Annotated in this window: 10 protein-coding genes; 9 read left to right on the top strand and 1 reads right to left on the bottom strand. The window is 49.0% G+C overall.

All coding sequences use genetic code 11. From position 1 onward, the window contains the following. Nucleotides 1-385 precede the first annotated feature (385 nt). The 8 genes from G3352_RS09500 to G3352_RS09465 all read left to right on the top strand — a co-directional run bounded on the left by G3352_RS09500 (nt 386) and on the right by G3352_RS09465 (nt 10,757). On the top strand, nt 386-1,672 hold the full coding sequence (locus G3352_RS09500; RefSeq protein WP_076287194.1) for an adenylosuccinate synthase: 1,287 nt from the start codon (nt 386-388) through the stop codon (nt 1,670-1,672). A gap of 225 nt (nt 1,673-1,897) precedes the next feature. After that, a complete protein-coding gene (locus tag G3352_RS09495) occupies nt 1,898-2,683 on the top strand; it encodes a hypothetical protein (protein ID WP_163755966.1) in 786 nt (261 codons plus the stop codon). Between the two features lie 611 nt (nt 2,684-3,294). Next, nucleotides 3,295-4,827 (top strand): peptidoglycan DD-metalloendopeptidase family protein, encoded by a 1,533-nt coding sequence (locus G3352_RS09490; protein WP_163755964.1) that lies wholly within the window; start codon nt 3,295-3,297, stop codon nt 4,825-4,827. 262 nt (nt 4,828-5,089) lie between these two features. Continuing rightward, nucleotides 5,090-5,812, top strand: a complete 723-nt coding sequence (yycF, locus tag G3352_RS09485; protein WP_062327757.1) for a response regulator YycF — start codon at nt 5,090-5,092, stop codon at nt 5,810-5,812. After that, nucleotides 5,812-7,662, top strand: a complete 1,851-nt coding sequence (gene walK, locus G3352_RS09480; RefSeq protein ID WP_163755962.1) for a cell wall metabolism sensor histidine kinase WalK — start codon at nt 5,812-5,814, stop codon at nt 7,660-7,662. Before yycF ends, walK begins: the two co-directional genes overlap by 1 nt. Further along, complete coding sequence (locus G3352_RS09475; RefSeq protein ID WP_090809392.1) at nt 7,646-8,926, top strand: YycH family regulatory protein; 1,281 nt, start codon at nt 7,646-7,648, stop codon at nt 8,924-8,926. Before walK ends, G3352_RS09475 begins: the two co-directional genes overlap by 17 nt. A 274-nt stretch (nt 8,927-9,200) precedes the next feature. Beyond that, a complete protein-coding gene (yycI, locus tag G3352_RS09470; protein WP_091001357.1) occupies nt 9,201-9,944 on the top strand; it encodes a two-component system regulatory protein YycI in 744 nt (247 codons plus the stop codon). Between the two features lie 6 nt (nt 9,945-9,950). Next, the gene (locus G3352_RS09465; protein ID WP_062327768.1) at nt 9,951-10,757 is read left to right on the top strand and encodes an MBL fold metallo-hydrolase; all 807 of its coding nucleotides are present in this window, start codon (nt 9,951-9,953) and stop codon (nt 10,755-10,757) included. On the opposite strand, the gene G3352_RS09460 is transcribed toward G3352_RS09465, so the two are convergent. Then, nucleotides 10,726-10,938, bottom strand: a complete 213-nt coding sequence (locus tag G3352_RS09460) for a hypothetical protein (RefSeq protein WP_053781978.1) — start codon at nt 10,936-10,938, stop codon at nt 10,726-10,728. The genes G3352_RS09465 and G3352_RS09460 overlap by 32 nt on opposite strands. A 738-nt stretch (nt 10,939-11,676) precedes the next feature. Here G3352_RS09460 and G3352_RS09455 point away from each other — a divergent pair. Beyond that, on the top strand, nt 11,677-12,954 hold the full coding sequence (locus G3352_RS09455; RefSeq protein ID WP_163755960.1) for a S1C family serine protease: 1,278 nt from the start codon (nt 11,677-11,679) through the stop codon (nt 12,952-12,954). Nucleotides 12,955-13,215 lie beyond the last annotated feature (261 nt).

Here is a 13,215-nt window from a genome sequence, read left to right as displayed (position 1 = left end):
TTAGATCATATGAACTCATAAATACGTTGTGAATACGACATATAGCGTTGGATTTAAACGCGTAGCGTATAACCGGGGTTAGCCGTCAAGCAAGATTTGACTGGCTACGCCGGTTTTTTGCGTCGCAATATAGAGTCAATTCCGAACATTAGAGTTGGACTATATCTAATTGTTCGCCATTTGATTTGACTTTGAAAAAAGGGACTGGTACACTAGTACTGCTGCGTTAAAGCAGCGAAAACCTTCCCTTGGATGTAAACCGAGGGGGATTTTCACTGTCCGTTAGCACGCTTCTCCGCTGGTAATTTCACTTCAAATTCCTGCCGAGATAGAGGACGGACAGACCAATACAAAGGTGCGCAAGGCACCCACGGAGGTATGTACTATGTCAACGGTAGTTGTAGTGGGAACGCAATGGGGAGACGAAGGTAAAGGCAAGATTACGGATTATTTGGCGGAATCCGCAGATGTGGTTGCTCGTTACCAAGGTGGTAACAATGCAGGACACACGATACTGATCGATAACAAAAAATATAAATTGACGATGATCCCATCGGGTATCTTCTACACAGATAAAGCATGTGTAATTGGTAACGGTATGGTTATCAACCCGAAGGCACTCATCGAAGAAATTAACTATATTCATGACAATGACTTTACGACCAAAAACCTGTCCATCAGCGAACGCGCACACATCATCCTGCCATATCACATGGTATTGGATGCATTGGAAGAAGAGAGCAAAGGCCCGAACAAAATCGGTACAACAGGCAAGGGAATTGGCCCATGTTACATGGACAAATCAGCCCGTATCGGTATTCGTATGGTTGATCTGCTGGATGCGGAAGAGTTCGAACTGAAGCTGCGTCATTTGGTAAAAGAAAAAAACCGTGTAATCGAGCAGGTCTATGGCGGCGAACCTGTAGATGTAGAAGAAATTCTGAAAGATTATCTGGGATATGCAGAAATTCTGCGTCCTTATGTGCGTGATACATCAGTGGTGCTCAACGAATACATCGATGAGGATAAAAAAGTATTGTTCGAAGGTGCACAAGGCGTTATGTTGGATCTTGACCAAGGTACTTATCCATTCGTTACTTCATCCAATCCGTCTGCAGGCGGCGTATGTATCGGTTCTGGCGTAGGCCCAGCTCGTATTCAACAGGTTATCGGTGTGGCTAAAGCCTATACAACACGTGTAGGAGATGGTCCTTTCCCGACAGAGCTGCATGATGCAGTTGGTGACCAAATTCGTGAGACTGGACATGAGTACGGTACTGTAACTGGACGTCCGCGTCGTGTCGGCTGGTTCGACAGTGTAGTTGTTCGTCACGCTCGTCGTGTCAGCGGAATTACGGGTCTGTCCCTGAATTCCCTGGATGTAATGACAGGTCTGGAAACGGTGAAAATCTGCACAGGATACAAATTCCGCGGCGAGGTTATCACTCACTATCCGGCAAGCCTGAAAATGCTGGCAGAATGTGAAGCGGTATACGAAGAGCTTCCAGGCTGGAGCGAAGATATCACAGCAGCGAAGAAGCTGGAAGACCTACCTGTGAACACACAGAACTATGTGAAGCGTGTGTCCGAACTGACAGGCATTCCAATCGCCATCTTCTCTGTAGGTCGTAACCGTGAGCAAACGAATCAGGTTCTTCCTATCTACGAATAAGTAGCTAGGTTAACTTGCTATACGAAGTTGAACGTTCATCCAAATGATATGCATATATAGGCATCATAGAGCCCCAGTTATCGCTTAAATAGCGATAGCTGGGGTTTTTCGCACGCCTTCCTGATATAATCCCCGGATTTCCGTCAATACTGGTTAACAGTAGACTCATAGATCCTGAAACATCGAATGTGATATGGGGTCGGAAAACGGAGGGAGAGAACGGGAATGAAGTTGCTTCAATGGTTCATTAAAATATTGCTCACCGTGATGCTGGTCAGTTCATTGACCCTGCTGACAACCGGATTAATCGTTCAGTCATATGTAAAATCGCTACTGGCGAGTTTCAATATTCAGTGGGAAGGGCAGCCTATGGGGTTAACGGCCATGTTTCAGGGTGCATTAGGTGGTAAGTCTGGTGAAGAGAAGAAGCCGGGAACGGGCACGACAGATCAGCCAGCAGGTGCGGAGGAGGAACACGTTCCAGAAGATGCGATATCTGTCATGGGCAATGGAACAGAAAGCGGAGAAACAGGCGCGAATACAGGCAACAGCTCAGGACAGGGTACGGGATCAGACGAGGGTCAAGGAGCAGGCTCAGGAACGGACTCCTCCGATACGGGATCAAATCCAGGGGGCAGCTCAGCCGCGGGAACAGACGCAGATGCTGGTACAAATGCCGGTACCGATTCTGGGACAACAACTGGCAACAATACAGCATCCGGCAACGGAACAGGTACGAACTCCACTGGTACGGCTTCTTCAGGGAATGATGAGATTGTAGTATCTCCGGATGACATCACAGGCAAGAAAGACAAGCTGCCGTTGGAGGAAAAAGAAAAGATTTTCAGCCTGCTGATGAATAAGCTGCCCCAGAAAGAGATGCAGCAAATCTCAGGCGCCATGGAAGGCGGCTTAACGGAACAGGAGTTGCGTGATATTGAGCAGGTGATCTCCAAGTATCTGACGAGCGAAGAATACGATAATCTGATGGAAGTCCTTCAGGCGGAATAGACCAAGTTCATATAGAGGGGAATACGTAAATCTACGACCATTTGCTGAATATTCAAAAAGGGGATCGAGAGATCGAATTCTGAAAGTTAAATTTAGAATCGATTTATTCATTCAAGCCATTCGGGAAATGAAATAAAAGCAGAATTTGGTTAGCATATAATCCAGCCCATATGAGGCACTCTATAGCAAGAGTTTAACGAAATCCCTCACCAGAGTTGATCTGGCGAGGGATTTCAGTTTGTATTTTTATGAAAAAGAAAACACATTTCAGTGGGTCTTAGAACCTAGTCTTAAAAAATGGTCGAAAGTACATAGTATACCTGAAGAAGAGGTGTTATGGGGAAGAATTTCGTCATGCCATCTTATGGATAATACAGGAAAACCAAGCGTGGCGCGGCTTTGCGCTATGACGTGTACAGTTGAAATGAGTGTAAAACCTGTGTTAAAGTATACGGGTGTGATAAAAGGTTAAAATTTTGACACTTTTACGAGCGCAGCTAAAGTCCTGATTTGCGGACACCCGAATACAAATATCGACAAGCATGGGACAGACACATTGGGTGATGTCTTGACAGAAATGCGAACTGAGAAGTGCTGAAAAGGAGAGAATCATGAAAGGTTTCAGAGGCATACGCCAACCGGGCAAGAACCGGGAACACGAACAATCCGGGGAACACCGGACGGCCGAAGACAAAAACAACATGAGCATGTCCAACTTCAGTAGTAACAAAAAGCGCGTTCTGGCCTCGCGCAAATGGATCATAACAGCAGCATGCGGTTTATTCATCGCTGCATCGATCGGATTCGCAGGCAAACAATACGTTGCTGCAAACACAGTCCCATATTATAAAGTGATGGTAAAAGGAAATGAGATTGGCACCATCACGGATGAGACGCAATTACAGAAATTATTTGCAGACAAAACCGAGGAATTCCAAAATAAATATCCAGAAGCGGAAATGGTGCTGAACACAGACGGCATCACGACCGAAACCATTAAAGCATACAAACCCGTAGTGAACAGCGATGAGACGCTGGACAAGCTCGGCGACTTGCTTACAGCCTATGCCAAGGGTGTAGAGCTCAAGGTAGACGGTGAAGTAATCGGCATTGTGAAGGATCAGGCTACAGCAGATGCGATTCTGGAACAAGTGCAGAACAAGTACATATCGGCATCGGCTGTGCGCAGTTCGCTCAAGACGAAGTCGGTATCGGCAAACTCATCGAAGAAAGCCGAGGGGCCAAGTACTACGCTGAAGTCGGTGGGCATCAAGGAAGATGTAGCGACAGATGTGGTGAAGGCTGACCCAAACAAAATATGGGATGTGTCCGAGGCGATTGAAGCTTTAACCGTTGGTAAAGACGCGCCTGTAACTTATGTCGTGCGTGAAGGAGATACGATCTCTTCCATTGCTGCCAAATACGAAATTACGCAAAGCGAGATTCGCAAACATAACCCGGGCATCAAAGAAACGTCGCTACAAATTGGGGACGAGCTTACACTGACAGTGCCAAAACCAGCCGTTACTGTTAAATCGGTAGAGCAGGTGGTTGAACAGATTGAGATCAAGCCACAGGTGGAAGTACGCAAAAGTGCTGAGCTCAAAGCAGGCACAACCAAAGTGGTGCGTCCAGGTCAAAGCGGTCTGAAAAGCATGCAATATCGGATAACGAAGGAAAATGGTGAAGTCGTTCAGGAGGAATGGCTTGGTCAGGAAGTCATCAAGGCAGCAGTTACTGAAGTGGTCCTTAGTGGAACCAAAGTGGTCGGTGAAGGTACAGGTGAATTTGCTTGGCCGGTATCGAACGCTACGATGAGTAGCAGCTTTGGACAACGCTGGGGTCGCCAGCACAAAGGTGTCGATCTTGTCGGTAACCGGGACGTGAAGGCGTCTGATGAGGGCGTGATTACTTTTGCAGGACAGAAGAGTGGTTATGGCAATGTTATTATTATTAACCATCGTAATGGATACGAAACACTTTATGGGCACTTGAACAGCATTGGTGTTAAGGTTGGTCAAGTCGTCGAAAAAGGTGAGAGCATCGGCGTCATGGGCAATACGGGCCGTTCGACCGGGACGCATCTGCATTTCGAGATTATCAAGAACGGAACGGTGGAAAATCCGTTGACATACTTGAACTAGATATATCGCAATCCAGGGCAAGGTTGGCACAAGATGCTGGCCTTGTTTTTTGCTGCTGTAAAAATTTTTCAGTTTGCGCTGCACATTGGCCCTGATCGGGATGTGACGGTGCTTCAGGTATGTTAAACTATAGACTATAGGCAACAAGCCATATGATATAGACTATATTCAATGAAATCGTAGAAACACAATTTATATAAGTTGAATAAGAGAGATAGACCGCTCAGGCGGATCAAGCAGGATATAGGGGTGAAGACAGCCGATGCAGGGGAAGATTTTGGTGGTGGACGATGAACAGCCCATTGCGGACATTCTGAAGTTTAATTTGGAAAAAGAGGGGTACGAGGTCATCTGCGCTTTTGATGGCATTCGTGCGGTTGAATTGGCGTTATCCGAGAAGCCGGATCTGATGCTGCTGGACCTGATGCTGCCAGGTAAGGACGGTATGGATGTGTGCCGCGAGGTGCGTGCCCATCTGGAGATGCCGATCATTATGTTGACTGCAAAGGATGGCGAGATTGATAAGGTGCTCGGTTTGGAGCTAGGTGCGGATGATTATGTTACGAAGCCTTTCAGTACGCGAGAGCTGCTCGCCCGGGTGAAAGCACAGATGCGCAGACGGCAGAAGCCTGCCATCACGGCTGAAGCGCCGGAAGACGAAGAGAAACAGGTCATGCGTTTATTTGATCTGGCGTTTGATATGGACATGTATACAGCTTACAAAGGCGGCGAACCGCTGGATCTGACCCACCGTGAGTACGAACTTCTCTATTATATGGCGAAGCATTCCGGCAAGGTCATGACACGCGAACATCTGCTGCAGGCGGTATGGGGATATGAATATTTCGGGGATGTGCGTACCGTGGATGTTACGATTCGTCGTCTGCGTGAGAAGATTGAGGAGAACCCGAGCAAACCGGAAACGATTCTGACTCGCCGCGGGCTGGGTTATCTCGTGCGCAGTCCCAAAAGCGTGGGGATATAATGGGACGTTTCTCGCGATTTTCGTTCTTTCGAACGATTCAGGCGAAACTGATTATTATCTATGTACTGCTGATTCTGATTGCGATGCAATTGATCGGCGTTTATTTTGTTAGTGCGATGAAGAACTCGTTAACCAGCAACTTCACTGAGGATTTGCAGGCACGGGCTGAGATGCTGTCTGTGCTTGTGGGAGAGACGATGGCTGGTGGAGAAGCCGAGGCTGGAGAGGACAAAACGGAAAACCTGCGTGTGTTGGTAAACAACCTGTTCAACATTAACGGCGCCGAGATTCAAGTGCTGGATGCCAGCGGCAAAGTGCTGACCACCTCGCTAAGTTCCCATTCGGACTATGTTGGACGCAAAAACACCCAAACTGTTGTCAGCCGTGCGCTACAAGGCATTCGGGACAATGAGGAATATATCGTGGACGAGGATAATGTTCGCAAAAAGGTCGTTGCCAAGCCGGTGCTGTCCGGCGGCAAGATTATCGGCGCGGTCTACATCGCCGCCTCGATGAATGAGTTATATGCCACAATGGAGGGCATTAACAAGATTTTTATCTCCGGTATTTTGATTGCCTTGGTATTAACCGCAGTGCTCGGTGTCATTCTGTCACATACGATTACGCAGCCGATCAAGGAAGTCACCCGAAGGGCGACGGCGGTCGCGGAAGGCAACTTTGATCAGCAGACCCCTGTATTCGGAACGGATGAGATTGGCCAGCTCAGTCGGGCGTTTAACTATATGACTAGCAGATTGCGAGATGCACTCTCCCAGAACGAAGAGGAGAAGGAGAAGCTCACGTCCATTTTGACCAATATGAGCGATGGCGTGGTCGCAACGGACGAATATGGCAAAGTCATTCTGGTGAACCGCCGTGCCAGCAGCATTCTGGGCATGCGTCCGGCGGACATTGAAGGAAGGCACTTTGCCGTATTGCTGGGCATTGATCCGGAAGATGCAGAAGCGCTAGCCAGCGGTTTTACAGGCTCGACACTGCTCCAGATTGCGCCTGCGGGACAAGAAGATCCCGTTGTCATCCGTATGACGTTTACACCGGTCCATCGTCGTGAGCTAGGCATTACAGGTACGATCGCTGTGCTTCAGGACGTTACGGAGCAGGAAGAACTGGAAGCATCACGACGTGAATTCGTGGCGAATGTCTCTCATGAGCTGCGTACACCGCTGACTACCATTAAGAGCTACGCAGAAGCGCTGGATGATGGAGCTCTGGAAGATCCGCAGCTCGCTGGACGATTCGTTGGGGTAATCCAGAATGAGACGGAGCGTATGATTCGCTTGGTTACGGATTTGCTGCATCTGTCCAGGCTCGATTCCAAGGAAGCGATGCTGCGCAAACAGCCAACCGACATCATGGAGATGTTGGAAGAAGTGTCGGATCGTTTTTCGTTCCAGATGCATCAGAAGGATATTCAACCTGTGCTTTCTGTGGAGAACGGGATTTCAGCGGTTCCGCTGGATCGCGACCAAATTGATCAGGTGCTTGATAATGTTGTGTCCAACGCGCTGAAATACACGCTCGAAGGTGGCACGATTACAATTGCTGCCAGACGCAATGATGATCATACTCTCGCCATATCGGTGACCGATACGGGGATGGGTATTCCACAGCGGGATCTGGATCGCATTTTTGAACGGTTTTACCGGGTAGATAAGGCTCGTTCCCGCAGTATGGGCGGCACAGGGCTTGGATTGTCCATTGCCCGGGAAATTGTGAAGGCCCATGATGGCAATATCTCACTGGAGTCCGAAGTGGACGTGGGGACAACGGTAACGTTCACACTGCCCCTGCGTGAGGAAGGAGGTGAGCACCTTGAAAGAGCGGATTAAATCTCTGGTGCTTGCTTCCCTCGTCGTTGCCAGTTTGGTACAAAGTTACTTCTTGATCTATCGTTTGCCCGGTGGGGGCGATTCGATTGTGACATCAGAGACGAACTATGTGAAAACCGAGAATATGGGCCAGGAGCGCAATATTGAAGATTTAATTTTCCCTGATCAGATGGTTATTCATCTGGGGGAGGACAAACATACGGTGTTTTATCCGGGCAATACGTTCTATCAGTTGATTTATTCACGGTTGCAGGGACGAACGTTTGATGATTTTCAGCGTCGGAGCGTGCAATCTGTCCATTGGGATCAGATTCGTAAGGAGAATCCTGGCTTTGAGCTGTCGTTCAAGGAAGGCATCCCTGTAGCGTTGTTACAGCGTGTGATGCGGCTCGGGACAGACTCTCTCTTCCAGGGAGAAACGATTAACCGGATCTCGATCTATACGGCCAAAAATGAAACAAAGGCTCACGCACTGTTCTTCAGCGCCAAAGGCGATGTGGTCTACGAGGCGACGCAGGCGGATCTTACAGTACAAGACGTGCAGCAGCATGTCGACTTCGGCAGCAGCTGGACACCTTATACGCTGATGGACGGCGGGTATTATATCCCGGCAGAAGCACTGGAAACGATTGAGGCTGACGTGCCTACAGGCCAGTTCACTGTCGAACAAATGCAGCGCAGCTTATTTTTTGATCCAAGTATGACCCGAAACATTCGGGAAAAGGATGGATCGGAGATCTATACAGACAGCAAGCGCAGTCTGCAAGTGAAGCAAGAACAGCGCTGGATTAGCTACACCGATCCGGCGGCACCGCCTGCGGGACAGATTGATGCAGCGAAGGATGCGCTGTCCGCGGTTGATTTTGTGAATCAGCATGGCGGCTGGAAAGGTCGTTCGCGCATGATGCTGGATACAACCGATACGAAGACGAAACTTCAGTTCCAGCAATATTACAGCAGCTTCCCGATTATGGACTCGATGCAGTTCAGGTTCGGCACAATCAGCATGGAGATGCAGCAGGAGACGGTATCCAGCTATGAGCGTTCGCTCGAATATCTGAACGAAGGCGCGGAGACGAAGAAATCGGTCACCCTGCCCGGTGGGGACAAGCTGAAGGCCCTCATCCAGAAGGTGGCGGGAACCAATCGTAAGGTTGTAGACGTGTATCCGGCGTACCGTCCATCCAGCATTGAGGACGGGCTGAAGCTGATCCCGGTGTGGGTGATCCGTTTCGGAAACGGGGAGGAGACCACCGTTTCTTGATGGGTTATAGTCATTAAACATAAGGTGGGCTGCACTATCCACTCCGCGGTCAGAACAACCTTCCGATCGCTGTTATTCCCAGATTTCATTGATTCCCTTTAGTAAAGGGAGAAATCTGAGAATAAAGGCGAGCACTACGTTTCTTCAGGTTTTTTCTGCCCTCTTCGTTCTCGTGAAGCTTTATGTTCAAAGTCTATAAAAAACTAAAGTAGCGGTGGCAGGGTAGGCAACTTAAAAAAGTATTGCAAGAAGTCTAAAGAAGGAGGTGGATGTTTTGGATTGGGGACGGGCGAAAAATGTGTTGATCTATGCCTTCCTGCTGCTCAATCTGGTGCTGGGATACCAGATCTGGATGGATGCGCGGGAGACGGCCGGAGCCAATCTGGACTTCACCTCACTGGCGGATAATACACAGCAGGCGATGGAGGAGAAGGGCATTCAGGTGCTGGCTCCTATTCCAAATGAGACGCCGAAGCTGCCGAAGCTGTCGTATGAGTTCATTGAAGATAACAAGACAGGCATTGATGTTGAATTGGAAAATACCGTGGACAGCAAGCTGATCTTCTCGCAAAGCGAGCTGGAGGATGCATTACAGGACGAAATTCCCCAGATCGGTACATATCGATGGGATCAGCTGATGGCGGAGGATGGGGCATTTGTGCTTCATCCGTTGGTGGATGGCAAATGGCCGCTCTTCAATGTAAGTCTGGAGCTATTCTACAGCGATCAGAAAATTACGGGTTACCGTCAGACTCCGGTGCGGATTACGACAGCGGAGGAAAGCGATCAGCAGGTGCTTCCGGCGTCGAAGGCGCTGGGTACGCTGATCGAGAACTTTTTGCCAAATGATGCGATTGTGAAAGATATTCAGTTGGGCTATTACGGCCAGTTGTTCAATTCAGATATGCAGGTGGCGATGCCGGCATGGCGGTTCGTGCTGGAAAGTGGCGAAGTGTTGTACGTGCAGGGCATCAGTGGGGATGTATTCAGTCCCAAGACAGACAAACCAGGGGAGTAATGCGTTATGGGGATTTATTTTACCGTGTTATCCAGCGGTTCGACAGGGAATGCCACGGTTATACAGCATGGGGGCACGTCCCTCATGATTGATGCAGGTCTTAGTGCGAAGCGGCTGGAGGCATTGTTTCTGGAACGGGAGATTTCGGGAACAGAGCTGGACGGGATTCTGGTTACACATGAACATTCCGATCACATTAAAGGACTAGGCGCGATGTCTCGGAAATATAATTTACCAATCTATGCAAATACGAATACGTGGGCGGCACTGGAGAAGTCCGTGGGGGCGATTCCAGAGGAAAACCGGAGGGTGTTTGAGACCGGTGAAAAGCATGATTTTGGCTCCCTGCGTGTGGAATCTTTCGGCATCTCCCATGATGCAGCGGAACCGGTAGGATACACATTCGATGATGGCAGTGAGAAGTTGTCCGTCGCGACAGATCTCGGATATATGAGCGACAAGGTTCGCGATGCGATCTCGGATTCGGATGTACTTGTGCTGGAGGCGAATCATGATGTCGAATTGCTGCGCATGGGGCGGTATCCATGGAACACCAAGCGCCGCATTCTGAGCGACATTGGGCATTTGTCGAACGAAGCGGCGGGAGCTGCGCTTAGTGAACTGATGAACGGACGCATCAAGCGTACGTATCTGGCACATTTGAGCCGGGATCATAATATGATGGACTTGGCGAAAATGACCGTGCGTGATGCGATGGAGAGCCGTGGTTGCTTTTATCGGGATCATGAGTTCAAGCTCTGTGATACGTATTATGATCGGCCTACGCCATGGGATAGGGTGGGTGAGCCATAAAGCTGTCGAGTTCGGTAGCTTTGCGCTCCACTTCCTCGCGGGTCAGAATGCCTTTGTCGACGAGCAGTTCAATAATTGTGCTTAGGGCAAGGGTATTGCGGTAATGCTCTTCCTTGAGATCGGCCAGCTTGGCCGCCATATGAACTTCATCCATGGCTGTGAGTGTACGCGTGCGATCCATAATGTGAATCCTCCTTCTATGAAGCTTCGAATTGTCTTTTACTATTATTGTAGTCAGGCTTGATGGAAAACATTCCTCTTTTTGCCGCTATAATTACACGTAAGGGACGTGTATGCTGAACCAGGGGCCGCATTTTGCTTAAGAAGATGAAAAAGTTCACGGGAATAGGCAAAATTGCGCTTAGCGAACTGGATTTTGTGGTGATAGATACTATGGACCTTTATTGTTAAGCGCGTTATAGCGGAAATTTCCGTTAATCTTCGTAATTATGCAACTTTTTAAGATTTGGCGTGTTTAGTATATAAGGAGCTTTTATAGTAGAGGCTGTTTTGCGCGCAAAAAGGCATGTCGTAGAATGCGAGAGCATTTCTGATAGAGTCACAGGCAGAATGGGATGTCCGTTCTGTTGTACATAGACGCTTCATTTCGAGTTAATGGGGATGGCAGCGATATGCAAAACGATTTTTTATTGCAGTAACGCATGGAAGAATGAGTTGGTATTTACGGTAACCGCGTAACGGAGGACACAGAACGAAGCTGGAGAAGCGAAGCGGTCGCCTTTATGAACAAATTTTCACCTTATTTAGAGGGTAATCAATAAAATTTGTGAGTAACAGCGATCGGAAGCTCGGCTGTGGCCGGAGTGGGGTAACGTAAGGACACAGTCGTTGGCCATGCGACAACGATCGGGCGGCAGTCAGGGTCTTGATGCGTGACAACGAAGGGGAGAGGATCACGATGGGATTGTTTGGAGACGATTTTTATTCAACCAAAGTATCAAGACGCGCCGAACCTGAACAGAAAGGTAAACTTCAGATCATTCGCCCTGGAGGCAAGGGTAGGGGACGGGACCGCTGGCAGAATCCACGCAAGTCACGCTCGGGTTTTAGCTCCACAGTCAAGGTAGCCGTGATCAGTTCGGTAATCAGCTCCATCGTGACCGTTACGCTGTTCAGCTTTATCATGCAGCCTGCATCATTACCTCTGGCGAACGCTGCAGGGAACGGCGGAGGCGGTACACAGACAGCGCAGGCGGCTGATCCGTACGACCGGATTATCCAGGCAGCAGCGAAGGTTCGCCCTTCCGTGGTGAGCATCGTGAACCATAAGACGGGCAGCAGCCTGTCGATGGAAGATTCAGCGTTGGGATCAGGGGTCATTTTCAAGAAGGAAGATGGCAAAGCCTACATCATGACCAACCATCACGTCGTGGAAGGCGCGAGTGATCTGGAGATTGTAACGGTGGATGGGGAAACGCATAAGGCGAAGCTGGTGGGCAAAGACCGGGTGAGTGACATTGCGGTATTGTCTGTGCAAGATGATAAGGGCATCGGTCCAGCCGCAGAGCTTGGTGATTCCAGCAAACTTCAGCGCGGTCAAACGGTGCTGGCGATCGGTAATCCGCTCGGTCTGGGCGGTACGCTGACATCCGGTATTGTGAGTTACACAGATCGGATCTTGCCGGTATCCATTAATCAAGACGGTGTGTATGACTGGGAACAAAACGTGATCCAGACGGATGCGGCGATTAACGAAGGCAACAGTGGCGGAGCGTTGGCCGATCTGAACGGCAAATTGGTCGGCATCAACACGATGAAGATCTCGGATACAGGCGTTGAAGGCCTCGGCTTTGCGATTCCGATGAACGAAGTGATGAAGACAGTCGATTCCTTGCTGCTAAATGGCAAAGTATCTCGTCCATATCTGGGTGTGTATACCGTCGATCTGAGCAATCCGTACGCCCCACTGGATGACGAGCAGCGTAAAGACCTGAAGCTGCCCTCCCACGTGGACAGCGGTGTGGTTGTGCTGGAGGCGTCCGGTCCGGCATCCGAAGCGGGCATGAAGCTGAATGATGTCATTACGGAATTTGATGGGCAAAAAATTACCTCTACGCTTGATTTGCGGAAATATCTGTACGATAAGAAGAAGATCGGCGATACGATTGAAATCACATTTTACCGGGATGGCAACGCTGAGAAGGTGTCGGTGAAGCTCACGGATAAACCGGAGTAAGAGAATTGCTCTCGTGTGCATGGCACACAGAAATAGGGTAATAAAAGAGAGTCGATCAACTCGTTGATCCGCTCTTTTTTATTGCACTAATCTTGATTTATATATAAACCAAATTCATGAGGTTACAGGGGGAATTTTGTCGTTTCCCAATAATAGGTTAGGACCAGAGCCAAAGTCTCTGTTATAGAGGGTTTCAGTTATGGTAAACTGTTGGGAATGTGTTGGTGATGGACGGCTGTGCGAGTAACATCTGTTTGTCGA

The sequence above is a fragment of the Paenibacillus sp. ALJ109b genome (assembly GCF_010747435.1).
In the GTDB taxonomy this organism is placed as follows: Bacteria; Bacillota; Bacilli; order Paenibacillales; family Paenibacillaceae; genus Paenibacillus; species Paenibacillus taichungensis.
The sequence above is the reverse complement of the archived record's forward strand: the minus strand, read 5'-3'. Positions and strand labels throughout refer to the sequence as shown.

Excerpts from the sequence above, each read along its gene's own strand:
- yycF (WP_062327757.1), top strand. The coding sequence starts at position 5,090 with ATGCAGGGGAAGATTTTGGTGGTGGACGATGAACAGCCCATTGCGGAC.
- G3352_RS09495 (WP_163755966.1), top strand. The coding sequence starts at position 1,898 with ATGAAGTTGCTTCAATGGTTCATTAAAATATTGCTCACCGTGATGCTG.
- G3352_RS09460 (WP_053781978.1), bottom strand. The coding sequence starts at position 10,938 with ATGGATCGCACGCGTACACTCACAGCCATGGATGAAGTTCATATGGCG.
- G3352_RS09490 (WP_163755964.1), top strand. The coding sequence starts at position 3,295 with ATGAAAGGTTTCAGAGGCATACGCCAACCGGGCAAGAACCGGGAACAC.
- walK (WP_163755962.1), top strand. The coding sequence starts at position 5,812 with ATGGGACGTTTCTCGCGATTTTCGTTCTTTCGAACGATTCAGGCGAAA.
- G3352_RS09500 (WP_076287194.1), top strand. The coding sequence starts at position 386 with ATGTCAACGGTAGTTGTAGTGGGAACGCAATGGGGAGACGAAGGTAAA.
- G3352_RS09455 (WP_163755960.1), top strand. The coding sequence starts at position 11,677 with ATGGGATTGTTTGGAGACGATTTTTATTCAACCAAAGTATCAAGACGC.
- G3352_RS09465 (WP_062327768.1), top strand. The coding sequence starts at position 9,951 with ATGGGGATTTATTTTACCGTGTTATCCAGCGGTTCGACAGGGAATGCC.